Source organism: Actinomadura rubteroloni, assembly GCF_002911665.1.
Lineage (GTDB): Bacteria > Actinomycetota > Actinomycetes > Streptosporangiales > Streptosporangiaceae > Spirillospora > Spirillospora rubteroloni.
Genome location: NZ_MTBP01000001.1, coordinates 660,994 through 674,173, shown reverse-complemented (window position 1 = coordinate 674,173; position 13,180 = coordinate 660,994). Strand labels below are relative to the sequence as shown.

14 protein-coding genes and 4 tRNA genes are annotated in these 13,180 nt (G+C 71.9%); 7 read left to right on the top strand and 11 right to left on the bottom strand.

The window, feature by feature from the left end:
* Nucleotides 1-71 precede the first annotated feature (71 nt).
* Nucleotides 72-1,070 carry a trypsin-like serine peptidase gene (locus BTM25_RS03080; RefSeq protein WP_168211986.1) on the top strand — a complete coding sequence of 333 codons (999 nt, stop codon included), beginning with the start codon at nt 72-74 and terminating at the stop codon, nt 1,068-1,070.
* 75 nt (nt 1,071-1,145) lie between these two features.
* Here the strand turns inward: BTM25_RS03080 and BTM25_RS03075 are convergent, their stop codons facing one another.
* Nucleotides 1,146-2,261 carry an alpha/beta hydrolase gene (locus tag BTM25_RS03075; RefSeq protein ID WP_168211985.1) on the bottom strand — a complete coding sequence of 372 codons (1,116 nt, stop codon included), beginning with the start codon at nt 2,259-2,261 and terminating at the stop codon, nt 1,146-1,148.
* A gap of 150 nt (nt 2,262-2,411) precedes the next feature.
* On the opposite strand from BTM25_RS03075, the gene BTM25_RS03070 reads away from it, so the two are divergent.
* Complete coding sequence (locus BTM25_RS03070) at nt 2,412-3,020, top strand: TetR family transcriptional regulator (RefSeq protein ID WP_146058934.1); 609 nt, start codon at nt 2,412-2,414, stop codon at nt 3,018-3,020.
* On the opposite strand, the gene map is transcribed toward BTM25_RS03070, so the two are convergent.
* Nucleotides 3,017-3,781: a type I methionyl aminopeptidase gene (gene map / locus BTM25_RS03065; RefSeq protein WP_103561226.1), complete on the bottom strand. Its 765-nt coding sequence runs from the start codon at nt 3,779-3,781 to the stop codon at nt 3,017-3,019. The two genes, BTM25_RS03070 and map, sit on opposite strands and share 4 nt — an antisense overlap.
* A gap of 86 nt (nt 3,782-3,867) precedes the next feature.
* Here map and BTM25_RS03060 point away from each other — a divergent pair, with 86 nt between their 5' ends.
* The gene (locus BTM25_RS03060; RefSeq protein WP_103561225.1) at nt 3,868-4,137 is read left to right on the top strand and encodes a helix-turn-helix transcriptional regulator; all 270 of its coding nucleotides are present in this window, start codon (nt 3,868-3,870) and stop codon (nt 4,135-4,137) included.
* Here BTM25_RS03060 and BTM25_RS03055 read toward each other — a convergent pair.
* Nucleotides 4,134-5,390, bottom strand: a complete 1,257-nt coding sequence (locus BTM25_RS03055; protein WP_103561224.1) for an MFS transporter — start codon at nt 5,388-5,390, stop codon at nt 4,134-4,136. The genes BTM25_RS03060 and BTM25_RS03055 overlap by 4 nt on opposite strands.
* Before the next feature lie 88 nt (nt 5,391-5,478).
* Here BTM25_RS03055 and BTM25_RS03050 point away from each other — a divergent pair, with 88 nt between their 5' ends.
* From BTM25_RS03050 to BTM25_RS03040, 3 genes are all read left to right on the top strand, one after another.
* Nucleotides 5,479-6,006: a pyridoxamine 5'-phosphate oxidase family protein gene (locus tag BTM25_RS03050; protein ID WP_103561223.1), complete on the top strand. Its 528-nt coding sequence runs from the start codon at nt 5,479-5,481 to the stop codon at nt 6,004-6,006.
* Nucleotides 6,007-6,136: 130 nt separating this feature from the next.
* On the top strand, nt 6,137-7,567 hold the full coding sequence (locus BTM25_RS03045) for a hypothetical protein (protein WP_146058933.1): 1,431 nt from the start codon (nt 6,137-6,139) through the stop codon (nt 7,565-7,567).
* An 82-nt stretch (nt 7,568-7,649) separates the two neighbouring features.
* Nucleotides 7,650-8,447: an SAM-dependent methyltransferase gene (locus BTM25_RS03040; RefSeq protein ID WP_103561221.1), complete on the top strand. Its 798-nt coding sequence runs from the start codon at nt 7,650-7,652 to the stop codon at nt 8,445-8,447.
* A 1-nt stretch (nt 8,448) separates the two neighbouring features.
* Here BTM25_RS03040 and BTM25_RS03035 read toward each other — a convergent pair whose 3' ends face one another.
* From BTM25_RS03035 to BTM25_RS03015, 5 genes are all read right to left on the bottom strand, one after another.
* The gene (locus BTM25_RS03035) at nt 8,449-9,606 is read right to left on the bottom strand and encodes a cytochrome P450 family protein (protein ID WP_103562713.1); all 1,158 of its coding nucleotides are present in this window, start codon (nt 9,604-9,606) and stop codon (nt 8,449-8,451) included.
* Between the two features lie 31 nt (nt 9,607-9,637).
* Nucleotides 9,638-9,713: transfer RNA gene (locus tag BTM25_RS03030), tRNA-Met, on the bottom strand.
* Nucleotides 9,714-9,729: 16 nt separating this feature from the next.
* Nucleotides 9,730-9,801: transfer RNA gene (locus BTM25_RS03025), tRNA-Arg, on the bottom strand.
* 25 nt (nt 9,802-9,826) lie between these two features.
* Nucleotides 9,827-9,896, bottom strand: a tRNA-Ala gene (locus BTM25_RS03020).
* 14 nt (nt 9,897-9,910) lie between these two features.
* A tRNA-Trp gene (locus tag BTM25_RS03015) sits at nt 9,911-9,983 on the bottom strand.
* Between the two features lie 195 nt (nt 9,984-10,178).
* Here BTM25_RS03015 and BTM25_RS03010 point away from each other — a divergent pair.
* On the top strand, nt 10,179-10,457 hold the full coding sequence (locus tag BTM25_RS03010; protein WP_103561220.1) for a hypothetical protein: 279 nt from the start codon (nt 10,179-10,181) through the stop codon (nt 10,455-10,457).
* Nucleotides 10,458-10,501: 44 nt separating this feature from the next.
* On the opposite strand, the gene BTM25_RS03005 is transcribed toward BTM25_RS03010, so the two are convergent.
* The 3 genes from BTM25_RS03005 to BTM25_RS02995 form a co-directional block, all read right to left on the bottom strand.
* Nucleotides 10,502-11,947, bottom strand: coding sequence for a DHA2 family efflux MFS transporter permease subunit (locus BTM25_RS03005; protein ID WP_103562712.1), 1,446 nt, complete (start codon nt 11,945-11,947; stop codon nt 10,502-10,504).
* Nucleotides 11,948-11,952: 5 nt separating this feature from the next.
* Nucleotides 11,953-12,528 (bottom strand): NADPH-dependent FMN reductase, encoded by a 576-nt coding sequence (locus BTM25_RS03000; protein ID WP_103561219.1) that lies wholly within the window; start codon nt 12,526-12,528, stop codon nt 11,953-11,955.
* A 151-nt stretch (nt 12,529-12,679) separates the two neighbouring features.
* Nucleotides 12,680-13,090 carry a hypothetical protein gene (locus tag BTM25_RS02995; protein ID WP_103561218.1) on the bottom strand — a complete coding sequence of 137 codons (411 nt, stop codon included), beginning with the start codon at nt 13,088-13,090 and terminating at the stop codon, nt 12,680-12,682.
* Between the last annotated feature and the right edge of the window lie 90 nt (nt 13,091-13,180).

Here is a 13,180-nt window from a genome sequence, read left to right as displayed (position 1 = left end):
CTGCCGTCCCGCTCGGTAGAGGGTGCCGTGTCTTAGATTGTTCTTATCTGTGGTGCTTAGCGTTGCGCCCCATGACGAAGATCAACTGGTTGCAGAGGCCGCTCGGGATGTCGGCGGCGGCGGTCGTGGCGGGGGTGCTCGCCGTCGCGGTGGTGCCCGGCGCGGAGGCGGGGACGGCGCCGGCGGGTGTGGCAGGGACGACCGCGAGTGTGGCGCGGCTCTCGGACGGGAGTCCGGTGAGCAGCGCCGCCGCCGCGAAGAAGGTCGAGACGTACTGGACGGCCGCGCGGATGAAGGCCGCCCGTCCCGCCCCGGTACCGAAGGCAGCGGCCGGGACGCGGTCGGCCACGACGGCGCGGATCGGGAAGCCGGGCTTCACGCCGCCCGCCGAGGCCGCGCGCGAGGGCGACGTCAGGGCGTCCCTCTACGAGTCGCCCGTGGTCGGCAAGGTGTTCTTCACGAACCCGGCCGGCGGCGACTTCGTCTGCTCGGCGAGCGCGCTCAACAGCCCGTCCAGGCAGCTCGTCATCACCGCCGGGCACTGCGTCCACCAGGGCAACGGCGGTACGTGGATGAAGAACTGGATTTTCGTCCCGCAGTACAACAACGGCTCGCGTCCGCACGGCACGTTCGCCGCCAAGTCGTTCCGCACGTTCAGCTCGTGGGCCAACAGCCGCGACACGCAGCGGGACGTCGGGCTGGTCACCACGTACCCGAACAACGGCACGAAGCTCGTCGACGAGGTCGGCGGGAACGGCCTGATTTGGAATCAGCCGAAGAGCGTCGCGACAACGGTCTTCGCTTATCCCGGGAACCTGAGCAACGGCATGATCCAGCACTGGTTCCAGGGAACCACGATGGACGGCGGAAACTACACGATCGCCCTCGACTGCGGGTTCGAGGGCGGCGCGAGCGGCGGCCCCTGGATGACGAACTTCGACAATGGCACGGGACGCGGCCTGGTCAACGGCGTGACGAGCACGGTCGATTTCTTCGGCATCACGAACCGCTCGTCCTACTTCGACGACGGCGTCGCGGCGATGGTCGACGCGCAGGGCCGCGCCACCTGATTCCCCGGCCGTCCTGGTCAGGACGCATGGAAGCGCCGGCCGGTTCGAGCTCGAACCGGCCGGCGATCGTCCGGGTCAGGGCTTGGGGGCGCCCCAGCCGTTCGGGCAGGTGGTGGGGGTCGTGCCGTAGCGGTAGTTCAGGAAGTCCTTCAGGTCAGCCCGCCAGTACTCCCAGTGGTGGGTGCCGCCTCCCTGGCAGTAGCGGTGGGCGAAGCCTTCGTCGTTGAGCTTTTTGTGGAAGACGTCGGACTGGCCCTTCGCGGCCCCTTCGAGGAGGTCCAGGCCGTGCGCGGCGTCGAAGCCGCTGCCGGAGTAGAGCGCGAGCTTGATGTCCTGGTCCCGGTAGACGGCGGCGAGGTCGAGGGGGTTGAGCCTCGTCCACGTGGATTCCGGGTCGCCGAAGACGTCCTTGATGTCGGCGGCCAGGTGGTTGCCGTCGCCGCCGTTCACCGGCCGCTCGGCCTCGGTGATCGCAGACCCCGAGATCAGCGTGAGGTTGTTGGCCACGATGATCTCCCGCGCCCCGATGTCGGTGCGGATGTCGGACGGCGGCGAGAACGCTCCGACGGCCGAGAACAGGTCCGGGTGGCGGGCCGCGTAGCTGAGCGCGCCGAAACCGCCCATGGACAGTCCGGCGATGGTGCGGTGCGCCCGGTCGGCGGACGTCCGGAAGTTGTCGTCGATCCAGGGGAGGAGCTGCTCGATGTGGAACGTCTCCCACAGCGGCCGGCGCAAGCCCTTGTCGCCCTTCGTCCAGTCGGTGTAGAAGCCGGACTTTCCGCCCTCCGGCATGACCACGATCCCGTTGAACGGGCTGCCGCTGGTCGCCAGCGTGTTCGCGATCTGCCCGGAGTCGGTGGACGTGTCCGCCCAGGGCAGCGCGCCGTCCAGCGGGTCGTTCGCCCCGTGCAGCAGGTAGAGGGAGTCGTAGCGGTTGGTGTCGCCGGGGTTGTTGTAGGTGGACGGCAGGTAGATGCGCACGTGGACGGGCTCGAAAATGGCCGCCGTGCTGACGACGGCGTCCAGCATGCGCGGGTCGCCGTTCACTTCGGTGATGCTGTTCAGCGTGATGCCGTGCGAGTTCGGGTTCGGGAGCACCGGGGCGGCGCGGGCGGACGGTGCGGTGAGGGCCAGCAGCAGGAGCGTCGCGAAGAAGATCGAGGACAGGCGCGCTGGGCGCGGAACGTGCACGTGAGCCTCCGGAAGCATCGTCACGGGCGGACGTGCCCGTGACGGGGGGCGAAACTTGCTAAACGTTCGCTTAGTAAGCGTGATCGACATCGTCCGCCCCGTCAAGCGCGATAAATTCACCGGCACGGTTCCCGAGCGGAGGAGGGGCAGGTGCCCAGCCAGGCAGCGCGGTCGGCGGCGTCCCGCCGGGAACTCATGGACGCGGCCATCGCCCTGTTCGCCGAACGCGGCTACCACGCCACCTCCGTCGCCGACATCGGCGCCCACGCCGGGCAGAGCCGCGCGGCGGTGAACTTCCACTTCGGTTCCAAGGAGGCCCTGCTGCTGGCGATCGTCCGGCACGTCGTGGACGAGTGGGAGGAGCACATGTTGCTGCCGGAGCTGGAGCGCGCCGCGGCGTCGCCGGAAGCCCTGACCGACGCCGGGTTCGGCGCGCACCGTCGGCTGCTCGCCGAGCAGCCGACGATGTTCGCGCTCCACCACCACCTGATGGCCGAGGCGATCGGGCCGAACCCGGCCGTCAAGGACGCGTTCGCCGCGCTGGACCGGCGGCTGCGCGACCGCATCGGCGAACTCCTCGGGCTCGCCAGGGCCGCGGGCGCCGTCCGGGACGACGTGGACCCCGGCGGCCTGGCCGGCTGGCTCCTCGGCGCGCTGCGCGGCATCGCCCAGCAGCATCTCGTCGACCCGTCCGGCCTCGATCTCGACGCCGCCTACGGGGAGCTGAAGCGGGCCGTCCTCGCCCGGGTCCGGCCCTAGCGGGCGGTGAGAACCAAAGGGCCGTCCTCGGTGATGGCGACGGTGTGCTCGGAGTGGGCGGTGCGGGAGCCGTCGGCGGAGCGGATCGTCCAGCCGTCGGGGTCGTAGACGATGCGGTCGGTCGTACGGGCGAACCAGGGTTCGAGCGCGAGGGTGAGGCCGGGACGGAGCTTCAGGCCGCGGCCCGCGCGGCCCAGGTTCGGGACGTGCGGGTCCTCGTGCATCGTGCGGCCCAGGCCGTGGCCGCCGAACTCGGTATTGACCGGGTAGCCGTAGTCGTGGGCCACCGCACCGATCGCGGCGGAAATGTCGCCCAGACGGTTGCCGGGACGGGCCGCGTCGATCGCCGCCTCCAGCGCGTCCTCGGTGGCGCGGACGATCCGCAGGTCTTCGGGGGCGGGCGTGCCGACGATGACCGTGCGCGCGGAGTCGGCCACCCAGCCGTCGATGCCGACGGCGAAGTCCGCGCTGAGGACGTCCCCGTCGCGCAGCGTGTAGTCGTGGGGGAGGCCGTGCAGGACGGCGTCGTTGACCGACAGGCAGATGACGTTGCGGAACGGGCCGCGGCCGAACGACGGCGAGTAGTCCCAGTAGCACGATTCCGCGCCGCGCTGTTTGATCATGCCGCGCGCGTGGTGTTCCAGGTCCAGCAGGTTCACGCCGACGTCGGCGAGCCGTCCGACCTCCGACAGCACGTCGGCGACGAACCGGCCGGTCACGTGCATGCGCTCGATCTCCGCGGGCGTCTTCAGTTCGATCACGAGTACCCTCAACAACGACGACTGGTATTTCTATACCGAAACCTTACTGCTTGACGGTATAGAAATACCAGCCCTACCCTGGGCGCATGGTCCGCCAACCGCTCACGCCCGAACAGATCGAGGCCGGCCGCCGGCTCGGCGCCCTGCTGCGCCTCGCGCGGGCGGGCCGCGATCTCGCGGACGTCGCGGACGCGGCCGGGATCTCGCCCGAGACCCTGCGCAAGATCGAGACGGGCCGGCTGCCCTCGCCCGGCTTCGGCACGATCGTCCGGCTCGGCGAGGCGCTCGACCTTCCGGTGCAGGAACTGGCGGACGTCTGGCGCGGCAGCGACCTGCCGCTGGAGGCCGTTTCCTAGACCGGCGCCAACGCCCGGCTGCCGAGGCGGAAGACGGCGGCCGAGGCCAGGTAGGCGGCGATGACGGCCGCCAGGACGGGCACGGACGCCCCGTCGCCGTGCAGAACGGCGGCGGTCGCGGCGGCCGAGGCGGCGAAGACCGCGTTGAAGAGCATGTCGTAGAGGGTGAAGACCCGTCCCCGGTAGGCGTCCTCGATCGACTCCTGCAACGTCGTGTCCGTGCACAGCTTCACGCCCTGCGAGACCACACCCAGCAGGAAGGCACCGATCGCCCACGGGACGGGGGCGAACGGCGGACCGAGAACGGCGAGCGCGAGCCCACCGGCGGACAGCAGCAGTGCGGTCCACACGGGCTTGCTTATACGGCGGACGATCGGTGGCGTGATGACGGCCGCCACGAAGTAGCCCACGCCGGAGACGGCCAGCATCGTTGCGAAGACGGTCAGTCCCGCGTCCGCGTCACCGTCGGAGAAACGCTCCCGGCACAGCAGCAACGTCATCATCAGGACCACGCCGTACAACAGGCGATGCACCGAGACGGCGGCGAGCGCCAGCGCGGCGGGACGGCGGTCCGCGACGTGCCGCGCGCCGTCCGCCAGCCCGCGCAGGACGTTCGCGAGCGCCGCGTGGTCCGCCCGGCCGAGCGGACCGTGCGGCAGCCGCGACGCGACGAGCCCGGCCAGCGCGAACAGCGCGGCGGCGGCCACGAGCAGCAGCGCCGTGCCGCGTGCGCCGCCGCCCGCGAGCCCCCGCAGCCCGTAGCCGATCCCCGCCCCGGCGAACGCGACGACCGTCCCGGACGTGACCGCGAACGCGTTGGCCGTCACCAGGTGCGGACGCGCCACGACCTGCGGCAACGCCGCCGACAGCGCCGCGAGGAAGAACCGGTTCACGGCCAGCGCGACCAGGACGAGCAGGAAGAACAGGGCCCCGTCGTGGCCCGTCCCGACGAGCGCCGCCACGAGCAGCAGGAGCGCGGCGCGCACCACGGGCGTCCAGATCAGGATGCGGCGCCGCCGCCACCGGTCGATGAACACTCCGACGAACGGGCCGAGCACCGAATACGGCAGCAGGGTCACGGCGAACGCGGCGGCGGCCTCCCCGGGCGACGCCTGCCGCTCGGGTGAGAAGAAGACGTATCCGGCGAGCGCGACCTGGAAGACGCCGTCGGTGAGCTGGGACGTCAGCCGCGTCGCGTAGAGGCGGCGGAAATCGCGTCCCCGCAGAATCGCCCCCAGCTCCCCCGCACGCACCGCCTCACTCTATGCGGCGGCCGAGCGATGAGTTTCGGTGCGCACGCGGGTCGGTACATCGGAGAAGGAACGACGGAACGGAGATCCGATGGCGGAGATCGAGCCGGTCGCCGAGTTGCACGAAGGCTTCAGCGAGCAGGGCGTCGAGCCGCGCCCCTGGTCGGACGTGGTGGACGTGCTGACGCGGCCGGAGATGTTCTGGTTGTCGACCGTGCGCCGCGACGGACGTCCGCACGTCACGCCGCTTCCGGCGATCTGGCTGCACGGCAGCCTGCACTTCTGCGTCGGCCCGGACGAGCAGAAGGCCAAGAATTTGGAGCACGACGCCCGCTGCGTCCTCACGACGGGCACGAACCGGCTGCGCTCCGGGCTGGACGTCGTCGTGGAGGGCACGGCCGCGCGCGTGACCGGCAAGGAGCGCATCCGCGAACTCGCGGCGCTGTGGGACGAGCGCCTGGACTGGCCGTTCGAGCCCACAGAAGACGGCTTCCGCGGCGCCGACGGCCGGTTCGCGCTGGTCTTCGGCGTCGCCCCGACGAAGATCCTCGCGTTCGGAAAGGCGCCCTACAGCCAGACCCGCTACCGCTTCCCGATCGTGACAACCGGAATGAAATAGCCGATCACGCGGCCGGGACCGAATCAGGGACGGCATTTGGGGCTCCCTTCGCGTTCGCCCGCGAAAGAGTCCGTGACCGGATTGCTACTCTTCGTGGCCGACCGATCTGTCGACCCCGAGGGACCTGCCCGTGCCCAGGATTCCAGTACGACGCGGCCTGCCGTTCCTCGCGGCCGGGCTGATCACGGTGGGCGCGTTCGCCGCCGGCAACGCCACCCGCGCGGACGGCCCCGTCGCGGGCGCGACCAAACCGGGCGCCGCGAAGACGCGTGTGGACAAGAACCGCTACCCGTTCGGCGTGCCGCAGGGCCGGCCCGTCCAGCCCCCGCCGCCGCCCGGTGAACCGACGCTCGCGCCCGCCTACGCGACCAAGACCACGACGCGGCTGTGGGGCGCGGACCCGTACCAGAAGGCGGTGTCGGTCACGCAGCACGTGTGGCCCGCCGCCCGGCCGCTGAACCACAAGGGCGAGATCGACAACGTCCCGGACCGTCCGTGGGGCGTCACGCTCGTCACCCCGGACGACCCGCTCGCCGCCATCAGCGCCACGCCGCTCATCCACTTCCCGAACGACGCACCGATCCTCTACGTATCGCGTCACGGCGTCCCGCAGGTCACGCTCAACGAGATCAAGCGGCTCGGCGACACCGGCATCGAACGGCACGGCGACGTGGACGCGTTCCTCGTCGGCGCGGCGGCCAATCCGGAGGTGAAGCGGCAGCTTGCGGCGATCGGCGTGAAGTTCACGAGCGTCACCGGACGGGACGTCTACAGCCTCGCCGACAACATCGACAAGCTGTACGGAAGCATCGAGAACCCGGACACGGGCGTCCCGCAGATGGGCATCAGCGCCAGCAGCGGCGGCAACGGGATGCAGAACGTGATGATCGGCGCGACGAACGCGTGGCAGTACGTCCTGCCCGCCACGCACTGGGTGTCGCACATGCCGACGGGCCTGCTGTGGGTGGACAGGAACCGCGTCCCGGACGCCACGATCGACGCGCTCAAGCGCCGGGGCATGCACGGGACGATCTACGTCTTCGGCGGCCCCGACCAGGTCTCGCCCGCCGTCGTGAAGCAGCTCGCCGAGTACGGCGCGGTGTCGCGCGTGACGTCCGACGACGGCGTCCTTTTCAACGCGCCGCCGAAGAACACGCCGGTCAACACGGCCGTCGCGTTCGCCAAGATGTACGACCCGATGGGCATGGTCGGCTGGGGGATCACCGGGCCGGGGCACGGGTTCACGCTGGTCAACCGGCACGACTGGCAGAGCGCCGTGGCGTCCGCGCCGCTGTCGCACCTGGGGTTCCACGCGCCGCTGCTGCTGACCGACAGCCCGTCCAAGCTGCCGAAGGAGGTGGACCGCTACTTCCGGTCGGTGGCGCCGCGCTTCCTCAACTCGCCGGCCGAGGGCCCGTACAACATGACGTTCGTGATGGGGAGCTGGACGGACATCACCTGGCGGATCCAGACCGACATCGACTTCGTCTCCGAAATGATCAACGGACGGGCCTGGAACAGCAGCGACGGCGGCCGGTACAGCGACTCCGGTCAGCCCTGAGCCGCGCGGGAACGTTCCACCACCGCAGGACGTCCGAAGTGTCTAGGCTGAGGCGGATCGGCCGAGACGACGGAGGTGTCCGATGGCGGACGAGCGGCCCCACACGGACCTGCGGACCGACCGTCCGCACCCCGCCCGCGTCTACGACGCCCTGCTCGGCGGCAAGGACAACTTCGCCGCCGACCGCGCCGCCGCGGCGGCGGGCATCGAGCGGTCGCCCGAGGTCCGCGACATCGCGCTGGCCAACCGCGCGTTCCTGCGCCGGGTCGTCACCGAGGCGGCGCGGGCCGGGGTCCGGCAGTTCGTGGACCTCGGGACGGGCATTCCGACCAGCCCGAACGTCCACGAGGTGGCGCAGGCCGTCGCGCCGGACGCCACCGTCGTCTACGTGGACAACGACCCGATCGTCTCCGCGCACGCCCGCGCGCTGCTCCCGGCCGGCGACACCACCGCGATCATCGAGGCGGACCTGCGCGCACCGGACGCCATCCTGGACGACCCCGCGTTCCGCGCGCTCGTGGACTTCTCGCGTCCGGTCGCGGTGCTGATGGTCGCGATCCTGCACCACATCCCGAACGAGGCGGACCCGGCCGCGATCATCGACCGCTTCCTCGGTCCGGCCGCGCCCGGCAGCCTGCTCGCGGTCTCCCACCTCGGCGCGGACCTCGCGCCGGAGAAGGCCGTCGGCGTCTCGACGGTGGCGGCGCAGGGCGGGATCACGCTGCTGCCCCGCGACCGCGCGGACGTCCTGCGCTTCTTCACCGGCCTCGACCTGCTCGAACCGGGCCTGGTCCCGCTGCCGCTGTGGCGTCCGGACGGCCCGGACGCGGGCGACGTCGCGAAGGTCTGGTCCTACGGCGGCCTGGCCCGCAAGCCCTGAGTCACGGCGTGAACGTCACCGGCAGCGCGTGCAGGCCCCGGACGACGAAGCTCGGCTGCCGGGGCAGTTCCGCGACGGGCACGGCGAGCGCGAGATCGGGCAGGCGCAGCAACGCGGCGAGCCCGATCCCGCCCTCCAGCCGGGCGAGCCGCGCGCCCGTGCAGTAGTGGACGCCCCACCCGAACCCGAGGTGGGGCGCGTCGTCGCGGGTGACGCGGAACGCGTCCGGGTCGGGGTAGCGCGCGGGGTCGCGGTGCGCGGCGGCGAGCGAGATCACGACCGGCTCCCCGGCCGGGACGACCGTGCCGCCGATCGTGACGTCCTCGGTCGCGAACCGCCACGCCGCGACCTCCATCGGACCGTCGTAGCGCAGGACCTCCTCGATCGCCGCGTCCACCAGCGCGGGGTCGGCGCGGACGAGTTCCCGCTGGTCGGGATGGGTGAGCAGGGCGACGAGCGCGTTGCCGAGCAGCGCCACGCTCCCCTCATGCCCCGCGATGACCAGCAGGAAGATCATCGACAGCAGCTCGGTCTCGTCGGCGTCGCTGCGGGCCAGGGCGCTGATCAGGTCGTCGCCGGGGGCGCGGCGCTTGGCGCGCAGCAGGTCGCGCAGATAGTCGCCGGGGGCGGGCGCGGGGTCGCCGGGGACGGCGTTGGACGTCCACTGCCGGAACAGCCCCCGCTCACCGGCCGGAACGCCGAGGATCTCGCCGATCACCGCCGCCGCGAGGGGGTAGGCGAACTCGCCGATCACGTCGGCCGTGCCGCGCGCGGCGAACGCGTCCACCAGCGTGTCGGCGATCTCCTGGACGCGCGGGCGCAGCGCGTCCACCCGCCGGGTCGAGAACGCGCCGGAGATCAGGGCGCGCAGCCGCGTGTGCTCGGGCGGCTCGCGCGTCAGGAGGTGGACGTCGAGCGCGGCCTCGTCCTCCAGCCGCCGTCCCCGGTCCGCGGCGCGCCAGGCCGCCACCGCGACGCGGGGGTCGCGGCTCAGCCGGGGGTCGGCCAGCGCGGCGCGCGCGTCGTCGTAGCGGGAGACCCACCAGCAGGACAGGCCGTCCCGGATCCGCACCCGGTGGACGGGGGCCTCCGCGCGGAGCCGGTGGTAGGCGGGATAGGGATCGACGTCGAAGTCCGGACCGAGCAATTCCCGTTTCATCTGCCGCACGATCCGCATCGTACGTCCTGTGACGCGCGGGCCGGATTCGAACCGGCGATCTCGGGCTTATGAGACCCGCGGGGACGGCCGAACTCCCCTACCGCGCGTTGGCATTTCCTCGCGTGCCCCGACCAGGAGTCGAACCTGGATCCCCGGTTCCGTAGACCGGTACTCTGTCCATTGAGCTATCAGGGCTCGGGGCGTGCGTACGCCCCGGTCGTGGACCCGGCCGGTTCGACCCGGCATCCTCCCGCGTGCAAGGCGGGGACTCTGCCTTGAGCTACAGGCCCGCGTTCTCCTTCCGCATGGACGGCAGGAATCGAACCTGCTTCTCACCGGCTTTGGAGGCCGGTCGCCCAACCGTTCGGCTCGTCCACTCGCGCCGTTCGGAATTGCTCCGTGCGGCGTGAGAAAAGGATGCGCCACCCGCAGTTCCGGAGGCAACGTATTTTCCGGGACGCCCGAGGTTTCACGTGGAACCGGCCTTTGCCGTTTGCTGGCCGCCGTCGGGACATGACGCGAACCCCGTCCGGGCAGGAGCCGAACGATCATCGCCTAGGAAGGGGTTCCCCATGCTCAGCGCGCTTCGCAAGGCCGGTCTGTCCTCGCAGATGATGTACACGGCCGGGTTCGGTTCCATCGGCGTGTCCGTCGTGTCGTGGATGGTGTCCCGCACCCGGCAGGACGTCAACCGCGCCGACCACTGGGGCCTGTTCGTCGGCCAGTGGGCGCCCACGTTCTTCGCCCTCGGCGCCGCGCTGCGCCTGGAGGAGCAGTGGGGCGACGAGGCGCCGTACCGCAAGTCGTCCGAGGCCGCGGAGCAGCTCCGGGAGAACATGCCCGTCGGCTGACCGCGTCCGGCACGCACGCCGGGAAGCGTGCGTGCCGACGGGTGTCAGCGGCGGCGGGGGAGCAGCAGCGCCGGGATCAGCGCGAGCAGGATCAGCCCGGCCGCCGGCAGATACGTCTTCTGGAACGCGTCCGCCAGTTCGGGCGCGAGCGCGGCGTGCGCGTCCGGGCTCAGCCGGTGGACGGCCTGGAGCCCGCCCGCGACCGGCAGCAGCGCCGCGAGGACGACCGAGGACACCGCCGTCCCGGCCGCGCCCATCGTCGTGTTGACCAGGTTGACCATCGTGCTGCCGCTCGGCGCCTGTTCCCGCGCCAGCTCGCGGGTCGCGACGGTGATGGCGGGCATCATCGTCCCGCCGCCGCCCGCGCCCATGACCAGCATCGTCGCGCACAGCGCCCAGTAGGGGGCGTCCGCGCTGAGCTGGAGCGTGAACAGCCCGAAGCCGGTGACCGCCACGAGGATCGAGCACGGCAGGTAGCGGCCGGGCGGGACGCGGTCGATGATCCGCCCCGCGACCTGCATCGTCAGCCCGGACGCGAGCGCGAACGGGATCCCGAGCAGCCCGGCCTGCGTCGCGCTCTCCCCCCGGACGACCTGGAGGTACAGCGGCAGCAGCAGCATCGAGCCGAAGTAGCCCGCGGAGAACAGCGTCAGCGTCCCGGTGGCGGCGGCGAACGACCGGTTGCGCAGCAGCCGCAGGTCGACGAGCGGATGCGGCGTCCGCAGCGCCCGCCGCACGAACCCGGCGACCAGCGCCGCGCCCGCGAGCAGCGGGACCAGCACCTTCGCCGCCGTGAAGCCGCCCTCCTGGCCCGCCGCCGTCACGCCGTAGATCAGCGCGGCGAGGCCGGGCGACAGCAGGAGCAGGCCGGGGACGTCCAGCCGGCGGCGCTCCTCGCGGACGTCGGCGGGGAAGAGCCGTCCGGCCAGCACGAGGACGGCCAGCCCGATCGGCGCGTTGATGAAGAACATCCACCGCCAGGACACGTCGTCCACGAGATAGCCGCCGAGCACCGGCCCGCCGAGCGGCCCGACGAGGATCGCGAGCCCGAGCAGGCTCATCAGCCGGCCGAGCCGGTCGGGCCCGGCGGCGCGCAGCAGGATCGTCATGCCGACCGGCATGATCAGCCCGCCGCCGAAGCCCTGGAGCACGCGGAAGGCGATCAGGGATTCGATGTTCCACGCGGAACCGGCCAGCACCGAGCCCAGCGTGAACGCGACGATGGCGATCAGATAGAGGCGTTTCGCCCCGAAGCGTCCGGCCGCCCAGGCCGACACGGGGACGACCGCGCCGAGCGCCAGCGAGTACCCCGTCGCGACCCACTGGAGCGTGGCGAGCGGCGCGTCGAACGTGACGGACAAATGGTTCAGCGCGACGTTCACGACGGTCTGGTCCAGGGCGACCATGACGCCGCCGAGCACCAGCACGAGCGCGATCGTCACCGGCCCGCGCGTCGCGGGGCGCGCCGGGGCCGCGGTGGCCGTGGTCATGGCGGTCACCCCGCGTACGGACGGACGGTCCGGGCGTCGCGCAGGGCCGTCCCCCACCAGGTCAGCCGGTCGAGCAGGACGGACGCGGCGGCGCCCGCCCCCTCCGGCTCGGCCAATGCCCCGGTGGTGTCAACCCGGCCCCAGGGGTTGTGGAAACTGACGGTGTCGCGGATCCCGACGGCGTGCAGCTCGGCGAACACGGCCCGCAGGTGCTCGACGGCCCGCAGCCCGCCCGACACGCCGCCGTACGACACGAACCCGACCGGCTTGGCCTGCCACTGCTGGTAGTGGGTGTCGATCAGGTTCTTCAGCGTGCCGGGGTAGCTGTGGTTGTACTCGGGCGTGATCACGACGAACGCGTCGGACGCCTCCAGTTTCGCGGTCGCCTCGGCGGCGCTCGGATGCGTCGCGGGAGCGCCGAGCATCGCGGGCAGCCGGGTCTCGGCGGTGTCGACCACGTCGACGGCCAGCTCACCGCGCTCGCGCGCCTTCGCCTCGAACCAGCGGGAGATCGTCGGGCCGAAGCGGCCTTCGCGGCTGCTGCCGACGATGATCGAAAGATTCAGCGGACGGTCGGTCATGGGGGAACTCCGGTCGTGAGGTCGTCGCGGCCGTTCTCGGCCGGTGACCCCACGATGAGACCTCAACTAATCTTGAGGTCAAGCGCATGTGACGCCCGACACGACGAAGCCCCGCTCCCGGGGCGGGAGCGGGGCGTCCGGTTCGTCCGTGCTATTTGGGGCTGCGCAGGTACTTGACGCAGGCGAGCGTCGCGGCGCGCAGCTTCTGCTGGTCGGCCGTCGGGGGAGCCGTCTGGCGCGGCGAGACGTTGATGCCGTGCCGCTTCATGCAGGCCGTGAACTGCGAGACCGCCTTCGGCGTCGGGATCGCCGTGATGCCGCTCGGCGTCCCGCCCGCGCGCGGCGTGCCCGGGGTGCGCCCGTCCGGCGCCCCGCCGGTGCCCGGAGCGCCGCCGTCGGGCGTCGCCGTGGACCCGCCCGGCGACGGCGCGCCCGACACGGGGGGCAGGGACGCCCCGGCCGAGGGCTTGCCGTCCTTGTCGTCGCCGCCACACGCGGTGAGCCCGAGCGCGAGCGCCGGGACCAGCGCCAGCGCGGCGATCCGGCCGCGGTCGATTCTCATCGGTGATCCTCTCCGGGGGTGGTCGGCCCACGCTATGCGCTCCCCCGGGCGGTGCGCCAGACGTGCGCGGACCAGAAGATCGGCGGCCGT

Bases quoted from the DNA above. Each gene is read 5' to 3' on its own strand.
- BTM25_RS03080 (WP_168211986.1), top strand. From the start codon at position 72: ATGACGAAGATCAACTGGTTGCAGAGGCCGCTCGGGATGTCGGCGGCG.
- BTM25_RS03060 (WP_103561225.1), top strand. From the start codon at position 3,868: ATGGTCCGCCAACCGCTCACGCCCGAACAGATCGAGGCCGGCCGCCGG.
- BTM25_RS03050 (WP_103561223.1), top strand. From the start codon at position 5,479: ATGGCGGAGATCGAGCCGGTCGCCGAGTTGCACGAAGGCTTCAGCGAG.
- BTM25_RS03040 (WP_103561221.1), top strand. From the start codon at position 7,650: ATGGCGGACGAGCGGCCCCACACGGACCTGCGGACCGACCGTCCGCAC.
- BTM25_RS03035 (WP_103562713.1), bottom strand. From the start codon at position 9,606: ATGAAACGGGAATTGCTCGGTCCGGACTTCGACGTCGATCCCTATCCC.
- BTM25_RS03010 (WP_103561220.1), top strand. From the start codon at position 10,179: ATGCTCAGCGCGCTTCGCAAGGCCGGTCTGTCCTCGCAGATGATGTAC.
- BTM25_RS03005 (WP_103562712.1), bottom strand. From the start codon at position 11,947: ATGACCACGGCCACCGCGGCCCCGGCGCGCCCCGCGACGCGCGGGCCG.
- BTM25_RS03000 (WP_103561219.1), bottom strand. From the start codon at position 12,528: ATGACCGACCGTCCGCTGAATCTTTCGATCATCGTCGGCAGCAGCCGC.
- BTM25_RS02995 (WP_103561218.1), bottom strand. From the start codon at position 13,090: ATGAGAATCGACCGCGGCCGGATCGCCGCGCTGGCGCTGGTCCCGGCG.